Origin of the sequence: Nocardia sp. CA-120079 (genome assembly GCF_050955745.1) — a bacterium.
Lineage (GTDB): Bacteria > Actinomycetota > Actinomycetes > Mycobacteriales > Mycobacteriaceae > Nocardia.
Genome location: NZ_CP192088.1, coordinates 6024041 through 6038824 on the forward strand (window position 1 = coordinate 6024041; position 14784 = coordinate 6038824).

Sequence of the window (14784 nt, forward strand, 5' to 3'; positions counted from 1 at the left end):
ATGGCCCACTCCCCTGATTCGATCATCACCACCGAGCTGATCAGCCTCGATACCGACCTAGGCAGCGCCAAGGAGACGGTGATCGCGACGCTCGCGCAGCGCCTGACCGACCACGGGCGTGCTACCTCTGCCGAGGCATTGCGTGATGCGGCACTGGCGCGCGAATCACAGTCCGCGACAGGGCTTCCCGGCGGGATTGCGATTCCACACTGCCGGAATTCCGCCGTGACCAGTGCGTCGCTCGGATTCGCCCGGTTGAAGCCCGCGGTGGATTTCGGTGCAGCTGACGGGCCAGCGGATCTGGTGTTCCTCATTGCCGCGCCGGAGGGTGCTGGTGCGGAGCATATGAAGTTGCTGTCGAGTTTGGCTCGGGCGCTTGTTCGGCCGGAGTTCGTGGGGTCGTTACGGGGGGCCGCGAGTGCTGATGAGGTAGTTGCGCTCGTTACGGATGTGCTTGCGCAGAAGCCTGCGATGACGCCTAAAAGGGCTGCGGCCGAGGCTGTTTCGAGCAGCGTTCCCGGCGCAGCTTCGACCGGAGGCGCACAAGTGTCCCAGGCAGGTTCGAACGGTACAGTCGCACCCGCTGCGACAGACGGTGTATCCGCGTCCCCCGCAGATTCGAACGGTACGGCCGCCCCCATTGCGAACGGCGCGGCTTCCGCAGGCCCGGCCACGTCCCATGCAACTCACGGCGGCGCATCCCAGGCAGCCGCGAACGGCACTCCCGCACCACCAGCGCCTTCGATCGGCGCAGCCGTGTCGGAAACAGATTCGAACGCCACGCCCGCCGCCTCGATCGGCACATCAGAAGACGCCGCAAACGGCACAACCACTCTGGCAGCGACCGGAGACGGCGCATCGCCTAGCACGACAATGCTGGCGCCCGAGGGTGTTTCGGCTGACGCGACCGACACCGCTGCCGGGCGCACGATCGTCGCGGTAACGGCCTGCCCTACCGGCATCGCCCACACCTACATGGCCGCCGACTCCCTCGTCGCCGCCGGTGACCGTGCGGGCGTCACGGTGCACGTCGAGACCCAGGGTTCCAGCGGCAGCACCCCGCTGAGCTCCGAAACCATCGCCGCCGCGAGCGCGGTCATCTTCGCTACCGACGTCGGTGTCCGCGGCCGGGAACGGTTCGCGGGCAAACCGGTCGTCGAATCCGGAGTCAAGCGCGCGATCAACGAGCCCGACACCATGGTCGCCGACGCACTGCGCGCTGCCCTCGACCCGACCGCGGCGGTAGTTGCGGGATCCGCACGCCCCGAAGGTGATTCGGCTCCGGCAGCACTCGGCTGGGGAACCCGGTTGCGACAGATCCTGCTCACCGGCGTCAGCTATATGATCCCGTTCGTCGCCGCGGGCGGCCTGCTCATCGCGCTCGGATTCCTGTTCGGCGGCTACGAAATCGCCGACCACGCCAAGAAGATCGTGCTCGACAACTCACTGACGGCACTACCCGACGGCGGCCTACCAACCTACCTCGGCGCGGTGCTGTTCCAACTGGGTTCGCTGGCATTCAGCTTCCTGGTACCGGCCCTCGCCGGATATATCGCCTTCGCCATCGCCGACCGACCGGGTCTCGCCCCGGGATTCACCGCCGGTGCGGTGGCCGTCTTCGTCGGCGCCGGATTCCTCGGCGGCCTCGTCGGTGGTCTGATCGCCGGATTCGCGGCCCTGTGGGTGGCGAAATCGCCTGCCCCGCAATGGGCGCGCGGACTCATGCCGGTCGTGGTCATTCCGCTGTTCGCCTCACTGATCGTCGGCGCGTTGATGTTCATCTTCCTCGGCAAGCCGCTCGCCGCGATCACCAGCGGCCTCACCAACTGGCTCAACAGCCTCACCGGCACCTCCGCCCTCGCCCTCGGCGCCATCCTCGGCCTGATGATGTGCTTCGACCTCGGCGGCCCGGTCAACAAGGCGGCGTATTCCTTCGCGGTAGCCGGACTCTCGGTCACCGACCCGGCCTCGCTGCGCATTATGGCCGCCGTCATGGCCGCGGGCATGGTCCCGCCGCTGGCCATGGCATTGGCCACCGTGCTGCGGCCCCGCCTGTTCACCACGGCCGAACGCGAAAATGGTAAGGCCGCATGGCTTCTCGGCGCCTCCTTCATCTCCGAAGGCGCGATTCCCTTCGCCGCCGCCGACCCGCTGCGCGTGATCCCCTCGATGATGGCCGGTGGCGCGGTCACCGGTGCGCTGATCATGGCCACCGGAACCACGCTCAGCGCACCACACGGCGGCATCTTCGTCTTCTTCGCGGTGGGCCACATCGTCTGGTTCCTCGCCGCCCTCGTCGCGGGCACCGCCGTAGCCGCCCTCTGCGTCACCGCCGCCAAGGAATTCATCAAACCACGCATCCCCGCCCTCGCCACCGCCTGAAACCCCCTCTCACCCAAGGAGAATCCCCATGGCCAGCACCACCGTCACCGTCGCCTCCACCATCGGCCTGCACGCCCGCCCGGCCAACATCATCGCCGAAACAGTCACCGACTCCGGCGCCGAGGTAACCCTTTCCCTCGTAGGCGGCGACCCCGTAGACGCAGGCTCCGCGCTAATGATCATGACCCTCGGCGCCGCCTACGGCACCGAGGTTGTTGTCACCAGCGAAGACCCGAACGCACTCGAGCTGGTAGCGAAGCTTGTAGCCACCGACCTCGACGCCTGAGCGGATCCGGCAGTTCACGCCGATCCCCGGCCCCATCGGATCGTCTGCACCATGTAGGGCGCCGACTGCGACCCGTAAACTCGCCACCGGAAGATCGCGAGAGCTGAGAGAGAGTTCGGCCGCCCCATGACCGCCACGTCGAAACGCCCGTTCCCCCCGTTGCGTCCGACGTCGACAGCAGAGCCCAGCATCATCCGAAGAAACGACTGGTCTGCGTTCCGGGAGCTGACCGAACTCGATGACCACTGGACGTTGAAGGGCTGGGCATCCGGCCGATCCGGCTACTACTGGTATCTGACGTTCAGTGATCCGGCACTTGCCGACCTGGCCTCGGAATGCCAGGTTCAGCTCGGTACCGACACCCTCGACCCCGTGCCCTTGAACAGCTTGCACCTCACCTTACTGAGCATCGGCAACACCGATCAGGTACCCGACGCCGAACTCGCGCGACTGACCCATCTCGCTCATCAACAGCTGGCCGGATTCAAGTCATTTGATCTGAGCGTCGGCCCGCTCGCTGGATCCCGCAGTGCTGTCAGGTTTTCGGTTGCTCCATGGGAGCCACTGCTCGACCTTCACCGGTCATTGAGGGAATGCACCCTCACTATTCGGCCGAGCAGCCGACTGACTGAAACATCAGAATTCCGACCGCATCTCGGAATCGCTTACATCAACAAACAACAGACGGCGAACGGCCTCGTCGATGCGGTCAGACAACTGCGCGAACTCGCACCGGTCACAGTTCGAGTCGACAACGTGCACCTTGTCGAACTGCGACGCGATGGGAGAAAGTACGTCTGGCGTGACCAGGCGGTCATACCGTTGGACGGTTAGCCATCCTCCGGCGCGGCGAAGTATCGCGCCGAAGAAGACCATTCGTGCAGTGCTTCTATGTACTCCTTGGATGCTGATGTCGATACCGCCCCGATCGCGTCACCTAGCTCGTGCGCACGCTGCCACACCGACCGAATCGGCCGAGCATTCGATGTAGCCAGCGCCTCGATCCCCAACTGCACAGCATGCTCGACCTCTGCGGATTGTTGCCGAACGAGTGCGGTCGCAATATCCAGGCGGACCAGGGAACGACTCCAGACCGAGTCTGAATCGTTCACTCGATCCTCGACATATCGACCGAACTGCAACGCCTGCTCATATTCGCCAGCCGACAGATACGCAGTCGCCGCATTGGCCATGAGTCGAGCCTCGCCATATGGGACAAAAGTCAGCGCCGGTGTCAGCCCCGGCCCGGTTTTGTGCCTGGTCGCTATTTCGGTCGCGCGATCGATCGCATCCGCGACTCCAGCCGCATCGCCCAGCTTGCCGAATGCACGGGCGAGCCCATTCGAGTACAGACGAATTGATTGAGGAGTCTGGCCCGACAGGCGGATCCCTTCGCGCGCCAGCGCGACCGATTCCGCGAAACGCCCTTCGTAATAGGCGCAGAAGCTCTGGGTGCCGAGCACCCAAGCGTGCAGATCGCGGTCCTCCGTACGCGTCGCGATAGCAGATGCCTCTCGGCAATACATCTTTGCGCGGCTGAACATCCCTCGGTTGACCGCCATATACCCGAGGACACCGGACAACTGTCCCGCAATCCGATAGAGATGGGCGATCTGCACCGGATGACGCCGCTGCTGCAACAATTCTTCAACTCGTCGGCGCGCCGCGACCGCCTCCGGCGCGAGAACTCGCGGGCCTTCGAGCTCGTAACGCTCGACCAAATCATCGATGGAAAGCGCCAGAACGGCGGCTACATCGTCATCGGCGTCGATGTCTCTGAGGCGTGGCATTCGATCGGCAATCTCGAGGCCGTCCTCGAACCCCTCAGCGCCGACTGCTCGAAGCGAGGTCGGCGAAGCGGCCGAATTCTCGGGGACACCGTTGACGCGCGCCTCGAACCGCTCGAGTTGCTCTGCATCGAGGCGGCGCAAGAGCGTGTCCATCGCTGCGGCGTATTGCCCGGCAAGGGTGATGGTCGCGCCCCGCCGTTCCCATTTGCGCACAACTGCTTCGGTGTACCCGATGACCTCGGCGAACTCCTTTTGTGTCACACGCAGCGCCACCACGCGCATGACGTGCACCTCGATACCTGTCCAACTCACGATCATCACGATCCGCCCACCCGCAATCGTTGGTCTGTAGTCGCAGCGTAGAGGTTCCGTAGCGGTGGTGTGGCTTCAATCAGTCGGGAACCGGAGAGATGGTTGATCTGTGATGACCAATTCGACACTGCCGCAGCGTGATCCATTCATCGGTCCGCCAACCAGCTACAGCGGGGCACCATCCGATGCAGTCGAACTGTTCGCGAGCGCGGTCCGCGAATGGGCAAATCTGCCTGTGCCCACCGAGTCGTCTCGGTGCCGGGGTGCCGAGTCCCCCGGCACCGGGCGCGCCAACCTCGAGGAGGCGTGATGTGCCGAGATAGATTGCGTACCACGCAAACACACGACGGTCGCAAGCTCGCGGTATGGCAGTTGGCGGGGCTCTCGGCACGTGTCTTACGCGTGCAGCTCACTACCGAGTCGTTCACCGGCTATCGTCTGCCCGCGCGCACACCGCTTCCGGTAGCGCCGCCCGGAACGGTCGTGTTCGATCCGTATCCCGATCTGGCCGACGCTCGGGAGTTACTTCCCAAGCATGCCGACCTGTGGGACGCGCTTCGCGATGACTACTGGTCCGCACTGATGAATATGGAGGATCTGCCGAATCCGTTGGGAGCACAACGCTGATGTTCGAGGTATCGCCGTTCTATTGGAATGAGATAGCCCCGTCCGTCCGGGCCCTGCTCGCCGAATTCCATGCGGACACCAACCACAAGCTCGCCCGCGCTCCGGTCGACAGCGATGCGATCTATCAGCGCGCGTCAGACGGCTGGCTGAGCCCGGTCGACGAGGACGGTTGGATCTCCGATTCGGATGCCGACCTGGATAGGGCCGACGCGATCACCGTCACGCCGATCAGCGTTCGCGACACGGAAACGTCCTGATGGAGGTCGGGCACCGGCGTTCCTGGACTGGCTGTACAGATTCAGTCGAGGACTGCCGTGGCTTCGATCTCGACCAGATGCTCGGGGATGTCCAGGGCCGCGACGCCGATCAGCGTGGTCGGCGGCACCGGAGTGACCCCCAGCTTCGCGGTCGCCCGGGAGATTCCCTCCAGGAGAGCGGGCATCTTGTCGGCAGTCCAGTCGACGACGTAGAAGGTCAGTTTCGCTACGTCGCCAAAGGAACCGCCGGCCTCGCCCAGTGCGGTGGCGATGTTGAGGTAGCACTGTTCGACCTGCGCGGCGAGGTCGCCCTCGCCGATCGTGATCCCTTCCGCGTCCCAGGCGACCTGCCCGGCTATGAAGACCAACTTCGAACCCGAGGCGATCGCCACCTGCCGGTAGACATCGATTTTCGGCAGTCCCTCGGGGTTCTTCAGTGTGATGGCCATGTTGTCCGGCTCCTTGTCCTGGCTTCAGCAAGCCCGTGTTCGTCAAGCGACCCTTTGGTCTCTTGTGGTTACTCAGGAACTGTAGGAGAGTGAGCGTTGACATGGAAGAACGCACTTTTCAGTGACTGAGGAACCGTATGGTGACCAAGCAGCTCAGCGGCTCGGCCGAGGATGCCGACCTGCGGCGAGCCGACTCCCTGGGGCGGGAGATCTTCTCCGAAGTTGCCAACAAGTGGGCGCTGTTGATCATCGAGGCCCTGGGGGATGGCACCCTGCGCTTCAGCGAGCTGCGCAGCCGAGTCGAGGGCATCAGCCACAAGATGCTGACCCAGAATCTGCGTATGTTGGAACGCAACGGCCTAGCCGAGCGGACCGTCCACCCAACCGTCCCGCCGCGGGTCGAATACACCCTCACCGAAGCAGGCCACGGACTTCGAGCGACGGTCGACGGAATGTGCGAGTGGACCTACCGATACTTCCAGCACATCGAGTCCGCCCGGCGACGCTTCGAAGCCTGACGGTCGGTGAATGTGGAAGGCGCGCCATCACAACGGATTTCAGTGCCGGAGTCGGCGACAGCCCGATTGCGCAAGCGGCCCCGACGGCTTCATGCTCCGAGATCGGCGGTGGCGCGGAAATCGCTGGGGCGGATACCCCGATGTCGCTTGAACGCCGCACTGAAACCGAAAGCGTCCGCATAGCCGACCGCCTTCGCCACCTGCGCCACGGTGAGACTCCGGTCGGCCAGTAGTTCCTCCGCCTCATCCATCCGGCATTCGGTCAGATACGCCAGCGGCGACCGCGCCATGACCTCGGAGAAGCGCCGTGCGAACAGCGCCCGCGATACCCCTGCCACGGAGGCCAGCGACGCGACCGTCCAACCGGCGGACGGCTTTCCGTGCATTGCCTCCAACGCCGGACCGACCACCGGATCGGCCGGACCGCGATACCAACCCGGCGCGTCAGCGTCCAGCTGGTCGAACCAGTCGCGCAGCGTGCACACCAACGCCCAGTCGAGCAGCCGGTCCATCATCGCCTGCGCTCCGGCCGGACGCCGGGCCGCATCCGCGGCGATCGACTCCATCCACGCGCACACCTCCACATCGTCGGTGACGACCAGGACGGGTGGTAGAGCACGCAGCAGCCGTTCGTGGCGCCGACCGGACGCCCGATAGGCCCCGACAATCAGAGCGGTCTCACCGGCGGGGTCGTTCCCCCAGCGACTGCCGTCCAGCGCGGGATCGCATTTCGCGTCCGGCGCGAAGCAGGCGACCTCGTATTCCTCGTGCGGCAGGCCGACGGTATCCGCGCGGTCGACGAGGACGAACGTTTCCGGGCCGCGCACAATCGCGGTGTCCCCTACCGTGATCCGACGCTCGAGACCGCCGGGCAGCAGCAGTGTTCCCGCACCGCGCAGCACGGTGACCATGGTCAGCGGTGCTTCGTCGGCGAACCGGATCCTCCACGGTGCTTCCAAGACCGCGTTGGTGAGCACAGCTCCCTCGGCACGGATTCCGCTCAGCAGTTTGCTCAATGGATCCACACCACCGAGCGTAGACGAACTCCTATCGAATGTAGATCCTTACCCATAGATCGTCCATTGCCCGGGGTGTGGAATGAAACCCAGACCGCACAACCGATCGTCCGGAACTCCGGACCCACAGAGGAGGCCCCGTGCAGCACAACCCGACCGTGGACACCACGACCACCCGTACCGCGCTGGTCGTCGTCGCTCACCCTCGGCCCGATTCGCTGACCGCCCATATCGCCGAACTGACCACCCGGCGGCTCGCCGCGCTCGGCTACCGGATCGACCTGCTGGACCTGCATGCCGAGAACTTCGATCCCCGGATGACCGCCGCCGACCTCCCGGAATGGGGCAACCGGGAGAAGGCATACTCCCCCGAAGTCGAGAACCATATGCGGCGCATCCTCGCCGCCGACGTGATCGTCGCGGTGTTCCCGGTGTACTGGATGCAGGTCCCGGCGATTCTGAAGGGCTGGATCGATCGGGTGTGGAACTACGGATTCGCCTACGGCCGCAGCAAACCACGGCTCGCGGGCAAGCGGATGCTGTGGCTCGGCCTGGCGGGTGTGGCAGACGACGACGCGGTCGTCGAGCTCATGCAGGATGCGCTGAGCGCGCAACTCAACGACGGTATCGCCTACTACTGCGGCCTCACACAGTCGTCGATGGGGCTGTTGCCCGGCGCGGAAGAAATGCGGCAGCGCCTGGATGCCGCGGGCAATCTGCTGTTCGACGAAGCACTCACCGGCGCGGTCCGCGAAGCCCACTATGCGGGCTTGGAAGACCGGGCGCTGGGCTTCCTCGATGATTTCCTCGCCACCGACAGGGTTCCGGCCTGACCACTGACGGCCTCCCTCCCGCCGCTGGGCGGCAGACCGAACCAGACCACCGCCGCAAACGCGGGTCGGCCGGTGGCGGCAACCGTGTTCGACACCACCGTCTACCGAGACCGCCACGCGGTCGAGCGCGGCATCTGTCCACATTCCACGTCGCCGCCATCGACCAAATGGATCTGACCAACGAAGGCAGACACCGTCGCATCGAAAAAGCCCCCGGCGGCGGGGGTTTGGCATTCCCCGGAATCTGCGATCAACAGAATTACCAGCAGGACTCATGACAACACCCGCGAGATCATGCGAAGTGCTGCGATCGGACGGACGTTTCCGGGACGATGAACGTCATGAGCGCAAGGACACTCGATCAACTCCGGAAGGATCTGCAAGAGTATGCGCGCCTGGCCGAGGTTCGCTACGACGCCGCGATCGTAGATCCCGTACTAGAGACCCTGGCTGAGCTGTGGACCAACTCCGTTGTCGGCGTGCGCACCACCACGCATCCGGTGGGTGAGCGCGAGGTCAACGCCCGGGTGATGCACCAGGGCGAGCCGACCGAACTCATCGAGAAACTCTGTGCCGCAGGACTTCTCACCTACACCGGACATCCGATGGAGCAGTTGCTGGCCCAGATCGCGGCCGAGGTGCCGGTCAGTTCGGGTGTCGATCTCGCACTGGCCGGTGGGGTGCAGAAGATCTGGTTGGTCTTTCCCGAATTGCTCAGTGTGGAGCGGGTTCTCGGCTTCGCCGGGATTCCGGAGTCGGCACGTGCGCACGCCGACCACCTATCGCGCTATGGCGGCCGAATCGGGATTCTCGCAGTAGATTTCGACGCCCGCACAATGAACCTCTACTCGAACGTCTTCGAGCCCGGCCATCTCGCGCCCGCGGATATCACCGGGATCCTGGCCGAACTCGATTTCACCGCACCGACCGAAACCGAACTCGCCTTACTCACCCGCACCTTCAACCTCTACCGCACCTTCTCCTGGACCTCATCGCACATGGAGCGCATCTGCTTCCCGGTGCGCTGCGAACCATCCAGCTTCCCAACCCATCTCGACCCGGTCCTGGCCCGTTTCGTCGCCGAAGCACCCTTCGCCGACCCGGAAGCCCGCGGCTTCGTCTTCTACGCCGCCTACGGCCCGACCGACCGCTACTACAAAGTCCAGGCCGAATACGCGGGCGTCCGCGTCGCCACCTTCCCAGGCGGAACCACACCCCGCCCGACCTGACGAATCTGTTTCGGGAGGACCGGTCGGCCCGATAACCGCACAGACCGCACGCACGGTCGTCGGTTACCACGTCCGGGGGAACTGCTTCTCTACATCGTGCCCAGCCTGATGCTGTTCTGGGGCGTTCGTGGCGGTACGCCGCACGGTCGAGCGAACAGCACCGCTACCGAGTCGGTCGCAGTTCTCAGCCTTCAGCTGGCGATCTCGGTGATCTCCCGGTGCGGGTGCAGGCTGCGGAATTTGCTGCCGTGGAAGATCAGTGGCTCGGCCTCGGTGCGGGCAGCGAGGCGATTGATCCGCAGGATGACTACCGTATGGTCGCCCGCCGGGATGCGGGCTTCGACCGCGCCCTCGATCCACGCCGTCGCACCATCGATGAAAATCGCGTCGGCCGCACCGCGGTGCACATCCACATTGTGGAAGCGGTTGCCGTTGCGGTTGCTCAGTGCCCGAGCCGCGTGCTCCTGATCGGTGCCGAGCAGGCTCAGACCGAGGTGCGTCGCGGTATCGAGCTTCGGCCAGGTCGCCGAGCTGTTCTGCACGCAGAACGACACCAGGGGCGGGTCCAGCGAGACCGGAACGAAGGTGCTCACCGCCAAACCGTGTGGCGTACCTTCGATTTCGGCGCACACCGCGACGACACCGCTGGGGAAGCTGGCGAAGACGCGACGTAGTCCGGAGCCGTCGGACGGAAATTCGAAGAGCTCATGCATGATCGGCTGCTTTCGAGGTGAGAGCCGCGGCGACCGGGCGCCAGCGTTCGGTGTAGCGCTCGATGGCGCCGTCTTCGGAAAATGTCCTGTCCGACAGGTAGAGACCGGGCAGCGCCGCCGTCGCGCCGAGTTCGACCAGCACCGGCTTGAGCAGCAGATCCGGGGCGAGTGCGTGCGCCGGGCCCGCGCCGAGCATGAGCGGGACCGGCACCACATCGGCCAGTCCGGTGCCGCCGTCGAACTGTTCGAGGAACAGCTTCAACAGACCGGTGTAGGTAGCCTTGAAGGTGGGACTCGCGAAGACCACCAGCTCGGAATCAGCCACTGTGCGAACGGCGGCCGCGACCTCGGGATCACCCCAGGACAGCAGGCCCGCGCCGAAGGAGACCAGATCGATCACCTCCGGCTCCACGTCCGGGCGTAACCCCGCCGCGACCAGCGTCGCCGCGGTCAGAGTACGAGAGGCTGGCTTCGGATTCCCGACGACGACCGTAACTGTCACTTCCGTATCCTCTTCTCGCTCGATCAGATCACGCCGTGCAACGGTGGCGCGGTGTCGTGCAATAGCGACCGGCCGATGTGCTGCAATTTCCACCGAACCGGGTCGTGCAGTGTGTGGGTGCGGGCGTTGCGCCAGAAGTGGTGCAGGTTCAGATCCGCTGCGGCACTGCGTGTTCCGCCGACTTCGAATAATGCGGCCGAGACCTCGTTGGCCGCGCGATCGGCGAGCACCTTGGCGGTGGCCACGGCAAGCGATGCGGGAGCGACGGAGTCGGCGTCACGAATGGCGGCGTCGACGGCCACACCGGCGGCGGTGAGCGTGGCCTCGGCGGAAGTCACGGCTACCGACAGCTCACCGAATCGTTGGATCAGCAGCGGGTCATCCGTAGCCCTGTCGACACCGGCTTCGAACCACGGCCGAGTCGAGGTGCGCACGAATTCCGTTGCCGCACTGAGTGCACCACGGGCAATGCCGGTGTCGATCGCGGCATGCAGCAGTTGGGCGTAGGCGCCGTATCCGGTGGGCGCGTGCACCGCTGCCGAACGGGCGATCAATTGATCCGGCTCGACGAGCACCTCAGCGAATTCGATGGTCCCGCTGCCGGTGGTGCGCTGGCCGATGCCGTTCCAGTCGTCGATGATTCGCACGCCCGGGGTATCGGCTGGCAGATATGCGATGTACTCCCCCGCGGGCAGTCCACTGCGCCCCTCCGGATCGTCGAGCCGGGTGAGCACCGCGAGCAGATCCGCGAAAAGTGAACCCGTACAGTAGAACTTGACGCCATCGATGCGGAAGCGATCGCCCACCGGCCGCACCGTCGTCGCGATATCGGCGACAGTCGCAGTGCCACGCTCGGACTGCGCATTCGCAATCCGCGCACCCGCGAGAACCTGCCCGAAGTAACGCGCCTGCTGATCAGCGGCACCCGCCAACCGCAACAGGTTCAGGTACACGAAGTGGCTGTGTGGAATCTGCGCGATATTCGGATCAGCGGCCGCCAGAATCCGCACCACCTCCGCCACGGCACTCGGCGGCAGATCCGCGCCCCCGAATTCCGCGGGCACGGTGATCGCGAGCAACCCACTCGCCGCGAGTCGATCCACCTCGGCGAAGGGCAGCTCGCGGCCGAGATCACGCGCCGACGCGCCGACGGCGAACTCCGCAGCAAGCTGTGCCGCAACAGAATACGCGTGGGCGGCGGATTCGATCCGGTCGGCGACGACGGCGGTCATCAGTGCCCCACAGTAGCGGGTGTGCGTGCGGCCTCCAGTTCGCGGACCAACGGCAGCACCTTCGCGCCGAAGTACTCGACCTCCTCCTGGAAGTGCAGGAAACCGGCCAGAATCAGGTCGACACCGAGTTCCTTATAGGCGACGATGCGCTCGGCGACCTGTTCGGGTGTGCCGATCAGCTTGGTGCGGAATCCGTCGTTGTACTGCACGAGATCTTCGAACGTCGAATCGGCCCACATCCCCTTGCGGTCCTTTGCCGACGCGCCGGCCTGTTGCACTGCGTCCCGGAAGCCCTCTACCGCGGGCTTATTCGCCTTCTCGATGATTTCGCGCAGGGTATCGTGGGCTTCCTTCTCGGTGTCACGGGCGATGATGAAGCCGTTCAGACCGAATTTGACCTCACGCTGGTTCGCCTGAGCGATAGTGCGCAGTTCATCCAATTGTTCGGTGACACCGTCGAAATCCTTGCCATTGGAGAAGTACCAGTCGGCGTAGCGACCACCATTGCGGCGCGCCGCCGTCGAGTTTCCACCCTGGAACAGTTCGGGATTCGGACGTTCGGGGGTGTTCAGCGGCTTGGGCTTCAGCGTGAAATCGCGGATGCGGTAGAAATCGCCGCCGTAGTTGACATCATCCTCTGTCCAGATCTTGCGGATCACCTCGAGGAATTCGGCACTGCGCCGGTACCGTTCGTCGTGTTCGAGCCACGGCTCGCCGAGTGCGGTGAATTCCCCTGCGAACCAACCGGATACGACGTTGATGGCGAAGCGGCCATTGGAGAGGTGATCGGCGGTGGCGCCGAATTTGGCCAGCACGGCCGGATGCCAGAGTCCGGGATGGATCGCGGCGATCACCTTCAGCCGCTCGGTCGCGCCGAGCAGCGCGAGGCTGAACGAAGTCGACTCGTGCTGGTATTCCGCACCGTAGGAGGCGGTATAGCGGACCTGGGACAGCGCATAATCGAAACCGTTGTTCTCCGCGGTCTGCGCCAACTTCTTGTTGTATTCGAAGTCCCAGCTGGTGCGCTGTTCGATATCGCTGGTGACCAACCCCCCGCTGACATTCGGCACCCAGTAGGCGAACCGGATCTGATCGGCGATGTGCTCTGTGGTCATGCTTACTCCATTGTGTCGGGGAACCTTCTATCGCCAGGAAGGGGCGCACCACGCGCCCCTTCCACTCCAGCACCGCAAGCCCACCGGCAGGAGGGTTTGAATCTGTGCGATCGGATGGGTGTAGCGATCAGACGTTGGCCAGGCGGTAACCGGATCGGCTGAACTGCCCGGCCGGCGCGAACCGTTCGAGCAGTGCCGCCGCATCCTCGCCGGTTACCCGAGTGATGAATTCGGCGGCCGCGTCGAGCGAATCGACACCGAGGAACGGCTGCGGACGGTGCAGCAGTCCGACGAGCGCACTGGCGAAGCGCGGTTCGACCGCGGCGGCGGCGAAGAGCTGATTGCCGATATCCGCCAATTCCGGATCGCCGAGGAACAATCGGGTGACCTTATTCGCCGCATCACCACGCGCGGCCAGGAATGCCGTGTACTGCGCGCTGATCCAGTCCGCGTCGAACGGACCCTCGTGCACGGCTGCCGCCGCGACGAGTCGCTGCGCCTGGATCAGCCCGCTCTGCGCACCCTGCCCCGCGATCGGGTCGTAGGCAGCCGAGGTGTCGCCGAGCGAGGCAACCACATGGCCACCGGCGGTGCGCCCGATACCCGATCGGACTGCCGGCCGGACCGCACCCTTGAGCCACGAATGCGGATCCTCGGCGATCACCCGGTTCTCGAGTACCTCGGGCAGATCCCAATCGATGAAATCGCGGTACAGATCCTGCACGATCCGATGAGCCGATTCGGCCGAATCGGCTGCGGCGAACCGACTTTCCCATTCGCTGCCCGGCCGCGCCCAGCCGAGGAACGCCCAGCTCGGACCCACGTCCTTGTGCAGATACGGTCCCCACCAGCCCTCGCCCTGTTCGGCGAAGATGGAGAAGCCGCTGTGCGCGCCACCGGCCCGGCTGCGGTGCGCGAAAACGCTTTCGTCGTGGCCGATTCCGGTCACGGTGACGGTGAGCAGCGACCGCTGCGGTGCGTCGTAGGGCGTGCGCGCCTGATCGATCGCGAAAAGGTCGGCCAGGCCGCCGCGTCCGGTGGCGACCAGCGTGAGATCGGCGGTCGCGGCAATGGCGTCGAGTTTGTCGGGGGTGACATGCTCGACGACGAAACGTCCGCCGCGTTCCAGGAATGCGGTCAGCCGTTCGTCGGCCTTCAACCGGGTATCGACCGCGACTCCGACATATCCGTCGAAATGACCGTCGAATTGGATCAATTCCTCGCGCTCGGCTCCGGCGATGCGCACACTGAGCCCGGTATGCCGGGGTGCGCGGCCGGTGTAGGTATCCAGACCGAGTGCGGATTCGGCTTGTTGGGTCTCCCCGAATTCGAGTGCGGTACCGGTGGCCGGTACATCGTCGCGCAAAGCGCGCTGATCGCGGTCGCTGTGGAGCGTGACGTCGAATCCGGCGTCGAGTAATCCTAGTGCCGCAGTGACGCCGGTTTGACCGGCGCCGATTACCGCGGCCGAACGTGTGGAGCGGGAATTCTGCGTTGTCATGCCAATCATCGTCCGTCCAGAA

16 protein-coding genes are annotated in these 14784 nt (G+C 64.9%); 8 read left to right on the forward strand and 8 right to left on the reverse strand.

The window, feature by feature from the left end; genetic code table 11:
• The 3 genes from ACQPYR_RS27905 (at position 1) to ACQPYR_RS27915 (ending at position 3502) form a co-directional block, all read left to right on the forward strand.
• Positions 1-2382: a fructose-specific PTS transporter subunit EIIC gene (locus ACQPYR_RS27905; protein WP_433621912.1), complete on the forward strand. Its 2382-nt coding sequence runs from the start codon at positions 1-3 to the stop codon at positions 2380-2382.
• 28 nt (positions 2383-2410) lie between these two features.
• Positions 2411-2668, forward strand: coding sequence for an HPr family phosphocarrier protein (locus ACQPYR_RS27910; protein WP_433621913.1), 258 nt, complete (start codon positions 2411-2413; stop codon positions 2666-2668).
• 126 nt (positions 2669-2794) lie between these two features.
• Positions 2795-3502, forward strand: coding sequence for a 2'-5' RNA ligase family protein (locus ACQPYR_RS27915; RefSeq protein WP_433621914.1), 708 nt, complete (start codon positions 2795-2797; stop codon positions 3500-3502).
• On the opposite strand, the gene ACQPYR_RS27920 is transcribed toward ACQPYR_RS27915, so the two are convergent.
• Complete coding sequence (locus ACQPYR_RS27920) at positions 3499-4770, reverse strand: hypothetical protein (RefSeq protein WP_433621915.1); 1272 nt, start codon at positions 4768-4770, stop codon at positions 3499-3501. The genes ACQPYR_RS27915 and ACQPYR_RS27920 overlap by 4 nt on opposite strands.
• A 309-nt stretch (positions 4771-5079) precedes the next feature.
• On the opposite strand from ACQPYR_RS27920, the gene ACQPYR_RS27925 reads away from it, so the two are divergent.
• Both ACQPYR_RS27925 and ACQPYR_RS27930 read left to right on the forward strand, forming a co-directional pair.
• Complete coding sequence (locus ACQPYR_RS27925) at positions 5080-5397, forward strand: hypothetical protein (protein WP_433621916.1); 318 nt, start codon at positions 5080-5082, stop codon at positions 5395-5397.
• On the forward strand, positions 5397-5654 hold the full coding sequence (locus tag ACQPYR_RS27930; protein ID WP_433621917.1) for a hypothetical protein: 258 nt from the start codon (positions 5397-5399) through the stop codon (positions 5652-5654). Before ACQPYR_RS27925 ends, ACQPYR_RS27930 begins: the two co-directional genes overlap by 1 nt.
• A gap of 41 nt (positions 5655-5695) precedes the next feature.
• Here ACQPYR_RS27930 and ACQPYR_RS27935 read toward each other — a convergent pair whose 3' ends face one another.
• Positions 5696-6103 (reverse strand): RidA family protein, encoded by a 408-nt coding sequence (locus tag ACQPYR_RS27935; protein WP_433621918.1) that lies wholly within the window; start codon positions 6101-6103, stop codon positions 5696-5698.
• Positions 6104-6240: 137 nt separating this feature from the next.
• Here ACQPYR_RS27935 and ACQPYR_RS27940 point away from each other — a divergent pair, with 137 nt between their 5' ends.
• Positions 6241-6621 (forward strand): winged helix-turn-helix transcriptional regulator, encoded by a 381-nt coding sequence (locus tag ACQPYR_RS27940; RefSeq protein ID WP_433621919.1) that lies wholly within the window; start codon positions 6241-6243, stop codon positions 6619-6621.
• A gap of 89 nt (positions 6622-6710) precedes the next feature.
• On the opposite strand, the gene ACQPYR_RS27945 is transcribed toward ACQPYR_RS27940, so the two are convergent.
• Positions 6711-7646 carry an AraC family transcriptional regulator gene (locus tag ACQPYR_RS27945; protein ID WP_433621920.1) on the reverse strand — a complete coding sequence of 312 codons (936 nt, stop codon included), beginning with the start codon at positions 7644-7646 and terminating at the stop codon, positions 6711-6713.
• A 131-nt stretch (positions 7647-7777) separates the two neighbouring features.
• Between ACQPYR_RS27945 and ACQPYR_RS27950 the strand changes: the two genes are divergently transcribed.
• Positions 7778-8470: an NAD(P)H oxidoreductase gene (locus tag ACQPYR_RS27950; RefSeq protein WP_433621921.1), complete on the forward strand. Its 693-nt coding sequence runs from the start codon at positions 7778-7780 to the stop codon at positions 8468-8470.
• Positions 8471-8811: 341 nt separating this feature from the next.
• Positions 8812-9699 carry an aromatic prenyltransferase gene (locus ACQPYR_RS27955; protein ID WP_433621922.1) on the forward strand — a complete coding sequence of 296 codons (888 nt, stop codon included), beginning with the start codon at positions 8812-8814 and terminating at the stop codon, positions 9697-9699.
• 191 nt (positions 9700-9890) lie between these two features.
• Here the strand turns inward: ACQPYR_RS27955 and ACQPYR_RS27960 are convergent, their stop codons facing one another.
• The 5 genes from ACQPYR_RS27960 to ACQPYR_RS27980 all read right to left on the reverse strand — a co-directional run bounded on the left by ACQPYR_RS27960 (position 9891) and on the right by ACQPYR_RS27980 (position 14762).
• On the reverse strand, positions 9891-10412 hold the full coding sequence (locus ACQPYR_RS27960) for a flavin reductase family protein (RefSeq protein ID WP_433621923.1): 522 nt from the start codon (positions 10410-10412) through the stop codon (positions 9891-9893).
• The gene (locus ACQPYR_RS27965; protein WP_433621924.1) at positions 10405-10914 is read right to left on the reverse strand and encodes an NADPH-dependent FMN reductase; all 510 of its coding nucleotides are present in this window, start codon (positions 10912-10914) and stop codon (positions 10405-10407) included. Before ACQPYR_RS27965 ends, ACQPYR_RS27960 begins: the two co-directional genes overlap by 8 nt.
• Positions 10915-10937: 23 nt before the next feature.
• The gene (locus ACQPYR_RS27970; RefSeq protein WP_433621925.1) at positions 10938-12146 is read right to left on the reverse strand and encodes an SfnB family sulfur acquisition oxidoreductase; all 1209 of its coding nucleotides are present in this window, start codon (positions 12144-12146) and stop codon (positions 10938-10940) included.
• A complete protein-coding gene (gene sfnG / locus ACQPYR_RS27975; protein ID WP_433621926.1) occupies positions 12146-13261 on the reverse strand; it encodes a dimethylsulfone monooxygenase SfnG in 1116 nt (371 codons plus the stop codon). Before sfnG ends, ACQPYR_RS27970 begins: the two co-directional genes overlap by 1 nt.
• A gap of 127 nt (positions 13262-13388) precedes the next feature.
• On the reverse strand, positions 13389-14762 hold the full coding sequence (locus ACQPYR_RS27980) for a styrene monooxygenase/indole monooxygenase family protein (RefSeq protein ID WP_433621927.1): 1374 nt from the start codon (positions 14760-14762) through the stop codon (positions 13389-13391).
• Between the last annotated feature and the right edge of the window lie 22 nt (positions 14763-14784).